Origin of the sequence: Brenneria corticis, assembly GCF_003115855.1 — a bacterium.
GTDB classification, from domain to species: domain Bacteria; phylum Pseudomonadota; class Gammaproteobacteria; order Enterobacterales; family Enterobacteriaceae; genus Brenneria; species Brenneria corticis.
On the sequence record NZ_KZ819104.1, the window covers coordinates 22,029 to 30,298 of the forward strand.

Annotated in this window: 8 protein-coding genes; all 8 read right to left on the reverse strand. The window is 54.1% G+C overall.

Annotation, left to right across the window (positions count from 1 at the left end):
* Positions 1-31: 31 nt before the first annotated feature.
* Positions 32-4,060 carry a DNA-directed RNA polymerase subunit beta gene (gene rpoB / locus DDT56_RS22805; protein ID WP_136168665.1) on the reverse strand — a complete coding sequence of 1,343 codons (4,029 nt, stop codon included), beginning with the start codon at positions 4,058-4,060 and terminating at the stop codon, positions 32-34.
* 327 nt (positions 4,061-4,387) lie between these two features.
* On the reverse strand, positions 4,388-4,753 hold the full coding sequence (gene rplL / locus DDT56_RS22810; protein WP_136168666.1) for a 50S ribosomal protein L7/L12: 366 nt from the start codon (positions 4,751-4,753) through the stop codon (positions 4,388-4,390).
* A gap of 66 nt (positions 4,754-4,819) precedes the next feature.
* Positions 4,820-5,317, reverse strand: a complete 498-nt coding sequence (gene rplJ / locus DDT56_RS22815; RefSeq protein WP_136168667.1) for a 50S ribosomal protein L10 — start codon at positions 5,315-5,317, stop codon at positions 4,820-4,822.
* A gap of 324 nt (positions 5,318-5,641) precedes the next feature.
* A complete protein-coding gene (gene rplA, locus DDT56_RS22820; RefSeq protein ID WP_009114818.1) occupies positions 5,642-6,346 on the reverse strand; it encodes a 50S ribosomal protein L1 in 705 nt (234 codons plus the stop codon).
* A 3-nt stretch (positions 6,347-6,349) separates the two neighbouring features.
* Positions 6,350-6,778: a 50S ribosomal protein L11 gene (gene rplK / locus DDT56_RS22825; protein WP_136168668.1), complete on the reverse strand. Its 429-nt coding sequence runs from the start codon at positions 6,776-6,778 to the stop codon at positions 6,350-6,352.
* 157 nt (positions 6,779-6,935) lie between these two features.
* Positions 6,936-7,481: a transcription termination/antitermination protein NusG gene (gene nusG, locus DDT56_RS22830; RefSeq protein ID WP_009114820.1), complete on the reverse strand. Its 546-nt coding sequence runs from the start codon at positions 7,479-7,481 to the stop codon at positions 6,936-6,938.
* A gap of 1 nt (position 7,482) precedes the next feature.
* The gene (secE, locus tag DDT56_RS22835) at positions 7,483-7,866 is read right to left on the reverse strand and encodes a preprotein translocase subunit SecE (RefSeq protein ID WP_009114821.1); all 384 of its coding nucleotides are present in this window, start codon (positions 7,864-7,866) and stop codon (positions 7,483-7,485) included.
* A 238-nt stretch (positions 7,867-8,104) separates the two neighbouring features.
* A partial coding sequence (locus DDT56_RS22845) for an EF-Tu C-terminal domain-related protein (protein ID WP_470287761.1) occupies positions 8,105-8,270 on the reverse strand: 166 nt, incomplete at its 5' end.

Sequence of the window (8,270 nt, forward strand, 5' to 3'; positions counted from 1 at the left end):
TGACGAACGCCAGCGATACAACGGGCTGGAATTACTCTTCTTCCAGCTCGATGTTGATACCCAGCGAGCGGATTTCTTTCAACAGTACGTTGAAGGATTCCGGCATGCCCGGTTCCATCTGATGATTGCCATCCACGATGTTTTTATACATCTTGGTACGGCCGTTCACGTCATCGGATTTAACCGTCAGCATTTCCTGCAGGGTATAGGCTGCGCCGTAAGCTTCCAGCGCCCACACTTCCATCTCACCGAAGCGCTGACCACCGAACTGCGCCTTACCACCCAGCGGCTGCTGAGTGACCAGGCTGTAAGAACCGGTGGAACGGGCGTGCATCTTGTCGTCGACCAAGTGGTTCAACTTCAGCATATACATATAGCCAACGGTAACCTGGCGCTCAAACTGCTCGCCGGTACGGCCATCAAACAGCGTGATCTGACCGGAGGTCGGGATACCGCCCATCTGCAGCAGTTCCTTGATCTCTTTCTCTTTTGCACCGTCGAATACCGGCGTTGCAATCGGCATGCCCTTTTTCAGGTTCTCAGCCAGACGCAGAACTTCTTCGTCGGAGAAAGTATTCAGGTCAACCTTCTGGCGCACATCGTCGCCCAGATCGTACGCTTTCTGGATGAACTCGCGCAGTTTGGCCACTTCCTCGTGCCGCTTCAGCATGGCGTTGATCTTGTCGCCGATGCCTTTCGCCGCCATACCCAGGTGGGTTTCCAGAATCTGACCGATGTTCATACGCGACGGTACGCCCAGCGGGTTCAGCACGATGTCGACCGGCACGCCGTTCTCATCGTAAGGCATATCCTCGATCGGGTTGATCTTGGAGATAACGCCCTTGTTCCCGTGACGGCCGGCCATCTTGTCGCCCGGTTGAATCTGACGCTTGACGGCCAGATACACCTTGACGATTTTCAGCACGCCCGGCGCCAGATCGTCGCCCTGGGTGATTTTACGGCGCTTGGCTTCGAGTTTTTTCTCAAACTCGTGCTTCAGTTCGTCGTACTGTTCGGCCAACTGTTCCAGCTGATTCTGTTTCTCTTCATCAGTCAGACCCAGTTCCAGCCAGCGCTCGCGCGGCAGCTTGTCCAGTTTGTCCGCTTCCACGCCGCCGGAAACCAGCACCGCGTGGATACGGGCAAACAGACCGGCTTCCAGGATTTGCAGCTCTTCGGTCAGGTCTTTCTTGGCCTGCTTGAGCTGCATCTCTTCGATTTCCAGCGCGCGTTTGTCTTTTTCCACGCCGTCGCGGGTAAAGACCTGTACGTCGATAACCGTACCGGAAACGCCGTTCGGCACCCGCAGCGAGGAATCCTTAACGTCGGAGGCCTTCTCGCCGAAGATGGCGCGCAGCAGCTTCTCTTCCGGGGTCAGCTGGGTTTCGCCTTTCGGCGTGACCTTGCCCACCAGAATATCGCCGCCGGTCACTTCCGCACCGATATAAACGATGCCGGACTCATCCAGCTTGGAAAGCGCCGCTTCACCCACGTTCGGGATATCCGCGGTGATCTCTTCAGCCCCCAGCTTGGTGTCGCGCGACACGCAGGCCAGTTCCTGAATATGGATGGTGGTAAAGCGATCTTCCTGCACCACGCGCTCGGAGACGAGGATGGAGTCTTCGAAGTTGTAACCGTTCCACGGCATGAACGCCACGCGCATGTTCTGACCCAGCGCCAGCTCGCCCAGATCGGTGGACGGGCCGTCAGCCAGCACGTCGCCGCGCTCAACCGGTTCGCCCAGCGACACGCACGGCATCTGGCTGATGCAGGTGTTCTGGTTGGAACGGGTGTATTTGGTCAGGTTGTAGATGTCGATCCCGGCTTCGCCCGAATACATCTCGTCGTCGTTAACGCGGATCACGATACGCGACGCATCGACATACTGCACGGTGCCGCCGCGTTTCGCGACCGCGGTAACCCCGGAGTCGACCGCAACCGCACGCTCCATGCCGGTACCCACCAGCGGCTTGTCGGCGCGCAGGGTCGGAACGGCCTGACGTTGCATGTTCGCGCCCATCAAGGCGCGGTTGGCGTCATCGTGTTCCAGGAAGGGAATCAGCGACGCCCCGACGGATACCACCTGCTGGGTGGATACGTCCATATATTCAACCTGATCGCGGCTGAACAGGCTGGACTCGCCTTTGTTACGGCAGGTTACCAGCTCATCGATGAAGTGGCCTTCTTCGTCCAGGTTGGTGTTCGCCTGGGCGATAACGAAGTTGCCTTCTTCAATTGCCGACAGGTAATGGATTTCATCGGTCACCACGTTATCGCGCACGCGGCGATACGGGGTTTCCAGGAAGCCATACTCGTTGGTCTGCGCATACACGGACAGGGAGTTGATCAGACCGATGTTCGGACCTTCCGGCGTTTCGATAGGACATACGCGACCGTAGTGGGTCGGGTGTACGTCTCGAACTTCAAAGCCGGCGCGTTCGCGGGTCAGACCGCCTGGGCCCAGTGCGGAGATACGACGTTTGTGCGTAATCTCGGACAACGGGTTGTTCTGGTCCATAAACTGCGACAGCTGGCTGGAACCGAAGAACTCTTTCACCGCCGCCGAAATCGGCTTGGCGTTGATCATGTCCTGCGGCATCAGGGTGTCGAGGTCGCCCAGGGAAAGACGCTCTTTCACCGCACGCTCTACGCGCACCAGACCGACGCGGAACTGGTTTTCCGCCATTTCACCGACGGAACGGATACGGCGGTTGCCGAGGTGGTCGATATCATCCACTTCGCCCTTGCCGTTACGGATATCAATGAGCTTTTTCATCACATCGATGATGTCTTCTTTGCTCAGGATACCGGAACCTTCGATCTCGTCGCGCAGCAGGGAACGGTTAAACTTCATCCGACCGACCGCGGAGAGGTCATAACGGTCTTCGGAGAAGAACAGGTTCTCGAACAGCGTTTCCGCGGCTTCACGCGTCGGCGGCTCGCCGGGACGCATCATGCGGTAAATTTCCACCAGCGCGCTCAGGCGATCGCTTGACGGATCGACACGCACGGTTTCCGATATATACGGACCGTGATCCAGATCGTTGGTGAACAGGGTTTCAATCTGTTTGTGGCCGGACTGGCTGAGCTTCGCCAGCAGATCCAGCGACAGCTCCATATTCGCCGCGCCGATCAGCTCGCCGGTGCTCTCATCGATATAATCTTTGGACAGCACTTTGCCGACGATATATTCAACCGGCACTTCGATACGCTCAATGCCGTCTTTCTCTAACTGACGGATATGACGGGCAGTGATGCGGCGGCCTTTTTCAACGTAAACCTTGCCTTCCGCTTCAATGTCGAAAGAGGCCGTTTCACCGCGCAGGCGTTCAGGGACCAGATCCATCTGCAACTTATTGCCATTGATTTCATAGACAATCTTGTCGAAGAACAAATCCAGAATCTGTTCGGTGGAGTAACCCAGCGCGCGCAGGATAATGGTCGCCGGCAGTTTGCGGCGGCGGTCGATACGGACGAACAGGTTATCTTTCGGATCGAATTCGAAATCCAGCCAGGAACCACGGTAAGGGATAATACGTGCGTTATACAGCACCTTACCTGAAGAGTGGGTTTTACCCTTGTCGCTGTCGAAGAATACGCCCGGACTGCGGTGCAGCTGAGAAACGATAACACGCTCAGTACCGTTGATCACAAAGGTGCCGTTGTCGGTCATGAGCGGAATTTCGCCCATGTAGACTTCTTGCTCTTTGATGTCTTTAACGGTGCCTTCAGGCGCTTCACGCTCGTAAATCACCAGGCGCAATTTGACGCGCAGCGGCGCGGAAAAAGTCACGCCACGGATTTGACATTCTTTAACGTCAAATACCGGCTCGCCCAGGCGATAGCTAACGTATTGCAGCTCTGAATTGCCGCTATAGCTTTGTATGGGGAAAACAGAACGGAATGCAGCTTCCAGACCGTACTGACCTTCCGGATCTTGCTCGATGAACTTCTGGAACGAGTCAAGCTGGATAGAAAGGAGATAAGGTATGTCAAGCACCTGCGGACGCTTGCCAAAATCCTTACGAATGCGTTTTTTCTCGGTATAGGAGTAAACCATAGGGTTCCTCAGCTCGCTGAAAAGTCGAACTACTCTGTCCGTCCTAGCAAGGACAGGTCATGCAACACTATTTACGTTTTGTCGGAAATGGAGACCTTTCCGTAATACCTCTTTCTATTACTCTTAAACCATTTCATTGCTCTTGCTCGGGCAGGGAACCCAGACAGGGAAGCAGTATATTAAGTCGTCAATAGAAAAAGATATTGGGGTGAATCAATGGCTGAATAGTGTGAAACCCCATTGATGCCCTACAGAGCAAAAAGGCTGGTGACTAAAAAGTCACCAGCCATCAGCCTGATAAATCAGACTGCAACCTGGAAAGATGGCTTATTTAACTTCAACTTCAGCGCCAGCTTCTTCCAGTGCTTTCTTCAGCGTTTCGGCGTCATCTTTGCTGATGCCTTCTTTCAGAGCGGCCGGAGCGGATTCAACCAGGTCTTTGGCTTCTTTCAGGCCCAGACCGGTTGCGCCACGTACTGCCTTGATAACGGCAACTTTGTTAGCGCCGATGGCTTTCAGCACAACGTCGAACTCGGTTTTTTCTTCAACGGCTTCAGCCGGGCCAGCAGCAACAGCTACGGCGGCGGCGGCGGAAACGCCGAATTTTTCTTCCATAGCGGAAACCAGCTCAACAACGTCCATTACGGACATGGCGGCTACGGCTTCCAGAATTTGATCTTTAGTGATAGACATGACAATTGTTCCTAAGAATCAGAAATAGTTTATACGTTAGCAAGTGCGGTAGCGAAAAAAGGGCGATTAGGCCGCTTCTTTCTGATCGCGTACGGCTGCCAGAGTGCGGACCAGTTTGCCTGCGGCGGCTTCTTTCATGGTCGACATCAGACGTGCCAGTGCTTCTTCGTAAGTCGGCAGCGTTGCCAGACGGTCAATTTGCGCCGCCGGGATCAGCTCACCTTCAAAGGCTGCAGCTTTAACCTCGAATTTTGCATTCGCCTTGGCGAATTCTTTGAACAGACGAGCGGCAGCGCCCGGGTGTTCTAAAGAGTATGCAATCAGGGTCGGACCGACAAACGTGTCTTTCAGGCACTCGAAAGGAGTACCGTCAACAGCGCGACGCAGCAGGGTGTTACGAACAACACGCATGTAAACGCCGGCTTCACGACCTGCTTTACGCAGTTCAGTCATTTTATCCACGGTTACGCCACGGGAATCCGCAACAACCGCAGACAGCGCACCTTTGGCCACTTCGCTGACTTCAGCAACAATCGCTTGTTTGTCTTGAAGATTTAATGCCATTAGCTTTTGCTCCTGGATTTAGCCGGAGGAAACCTCCGGAACTCACTTCACTTATCGCCAAAATGGAAATAAGCGTTGAAACACGGTGAGCAGAATCCAGCAAAGACCATTCTTTAACTATTTGTATAAATAATAAAAAATTTCTTCAGGCTCTGTCACCGTCTACGCAGGAAGATTAAGCCTCTCGCGAGACACCTGCGGTCTTGGACGGAGGCCTGGATAGGCCAGGCTCCAACCGAAAATTCTTCTTTAATTCCGCTAACGGAACAACGGGCGTAAGATTATAGGTAAATCACACGCCCGAGTAAAGCGAAACAAAAGCTATCAGACAGCGACTGCGTTCAGACCGCTTTGGTCAATCGCCACGCCGGCGCCCATCGTAGTGGACAGGCTGACTTTCTTGATGTACACGCCTTTCGCCTGAGACGGTTTGGCTTTTTTCAGCGCAACCAGCAGAGACTCCAGGTTTTCCTTCAGTTTGTCTGAGTCGAAATCAACCTTGCCGATAGTGGTGTGGATGATGCCGTTTTTGTCGTTACGATAACGCACCTGACCCGCTTTGGCGTTTTTAACCGCTTCAGCAACGTTAGGGGTTACGGTACCGACTTTCGGGTTTGGCATCAGGCCGCGCGGCCCCAGAACCTGGCCCAACTGGCCGACGACGCGCATGGCATCCGGAGATGCGATAACCACGTCGAAGTTCATTTCGCCTTTCTTGATCTGATCGGCCAAATCTTCCATACCCACCAGTTCAGCGCCGGCAGCCTTGGCGGCTTCGGCGTTTGCGCCCTGGGTGAAGACGGCAACGCGAACGGAACGACCGGTGCCGTGCGGCAGAACGGTGGCGCCACGAACGTTTTGGTCGGATTTACGCGCGTCGATGCCGAGATTAACGGCAACGTCCACGCTTTCTACGAATTTAGCAGTGGCCAGCTCTTTGAGCAGGGCAACAGCTTCGTTGATGTCGTACTGTTTAGTTGCATCAACTTTGTCACGGATCACGCGCATGCGCTTGGTCAGCTTAGCCATTTATTAACCCTCCACTACCAGGCCCATGGAACGAGCAGTGCCTTCGATGGAGCGCGCCATGGCTTCCACGTCAGAACCAGTCATGTCCGCAGCTTTGGTCTCTGCGATTTCACGAATCTGAGCACTCGTCACTTTACCTACTTTGTCTTTGTTCGGCTTGCCGGAACCAGACTTGATACCCGCCGCTTTCTTCAGCAGCACGGCTGCCGGAGGCGTTTTGGTAACGAAGGTGAAAGAACGGTCAGAATAAACGGTAATAACAACCGGGATCGGCAGGCCTTTTTCAACGCTTTCAGTTTTAGCATTGAACGCCTTACAGAATTCCATGATGTTGACACCCTGCTGACCCAGAGCCGGACCTACCGGTGGACTCGGGTTAGCCATACCAGCCGCAACCTGCAGCTTGACGTAGGCTTGTACTTTCTTGGCCATTTTACTTTCCTCGAATGGGTAATAGCGCCTTGCAAAAGGCTCCCCGTGGTTTAATACGTTTCAGATGCCGTCAGGCACCCTAAAAACAAAAGGCGCGAAATTGTAGATTAATTTCGCGCCAGAGACAAGCGGCAGTTTCAGCGATGCGGATAAATGTTTAGCCTTTATCCACCTGGCTGAAGTCGAGTTCCACCGGGGTGGCGCGACCAAAGATCGAAACGGAGACTTTCAGGCGGCTTTTTTCGTAATCCACTTCTTCCACCACGCCGTTGAAGTCGGCGAACGGGCCGTCGCTGACGCGCACCATTTCACCCGGTTCAAACAGGGTTTTCGGACGCGGCTTATCACCCGCCTGCTGAAGACGGTTCATGATGGCGTCAACTTCTTTGTCGCTGATCGGCGCCGGACGGTCGGACGTACCGCCGATAAAACCCATCACGCGCGGCACGCTGCGCACCAGGTGCCAGCTCGCATCTTCCATCACCATCTGTACCAGTACATAACCGGGGAAGAATTTACGTTCGCTTTTGCGCCGCTGACCGCCGCGAATTTCAACCACTTCTTCCGTCGGCACCATGACGTCGCCGAACAGCTCTTCCATGTTATGCAATTTGATATGCTCACGCAGCGACTGAGCCACGCGGCCTTCAAAACCGGAAAACGCCTGAACGACGTACCAACGTTTTTTTGGGGCTTCAGACATCTTAGAACCTCAGGCCAGTGATAAACGATACCAATCGGACCAGAATACCATCCAGCCCCCACAAAATCAGTGACATCACGGCAGTAACCGCGGCAACGATTAACGTGGTGTGTAACGTTTCCTGACGAGTCGGCCAAATGACTTTGCGTACTTCGGTACGGGCTTCACGGGCAAACGTTACTGTCGCTTTGCCTTTGGCGGTCAGCAATGCCACGCCGCCGGCGGCGGCGATCAGGACAACAACCGCCAATGCGCGCAGCGGCAAGCTAAACTCGCGGTAGTAATAGTTGCCGACAATCGCAACTACCAGCAATACGGCTACGACCAGCCATTTAATCGCTTCCAGGCCACGCCCGCTCCCCTGAGCTTCGGTATTCGCACTCATAAACCAACCCGTCACAATGATTCAGACAAATAACTTTGCCCCGCAACGCAGGGCAAACCAAACCGAAAGATGTTCTGTAAACGAATAATTCGGTATTTACGCCGTATCTACAGAGCCTATCTCACCAATGATTATATTCGATAATCGCTGATGAGATAGGTTCTACCGCATGACAGCGTAGAAAAAGGGCATCAAATGATGCCCTTTTATCGCGTGTCGCGTCAAACGTTATCCGCAATTAAGCGATAACTTTAGCAACAACGCCCGCGCCTACGGTACGACCGCCTTCACGGATGGCGAAACGCAGACCGTCGTCCATCGCGATGGGGTGGATCAGGGTAACGACCATTTTGACGTTGTCGCCCGGCATAACCATTTCCACGCCTTCCGGCAGTTCGATGGTG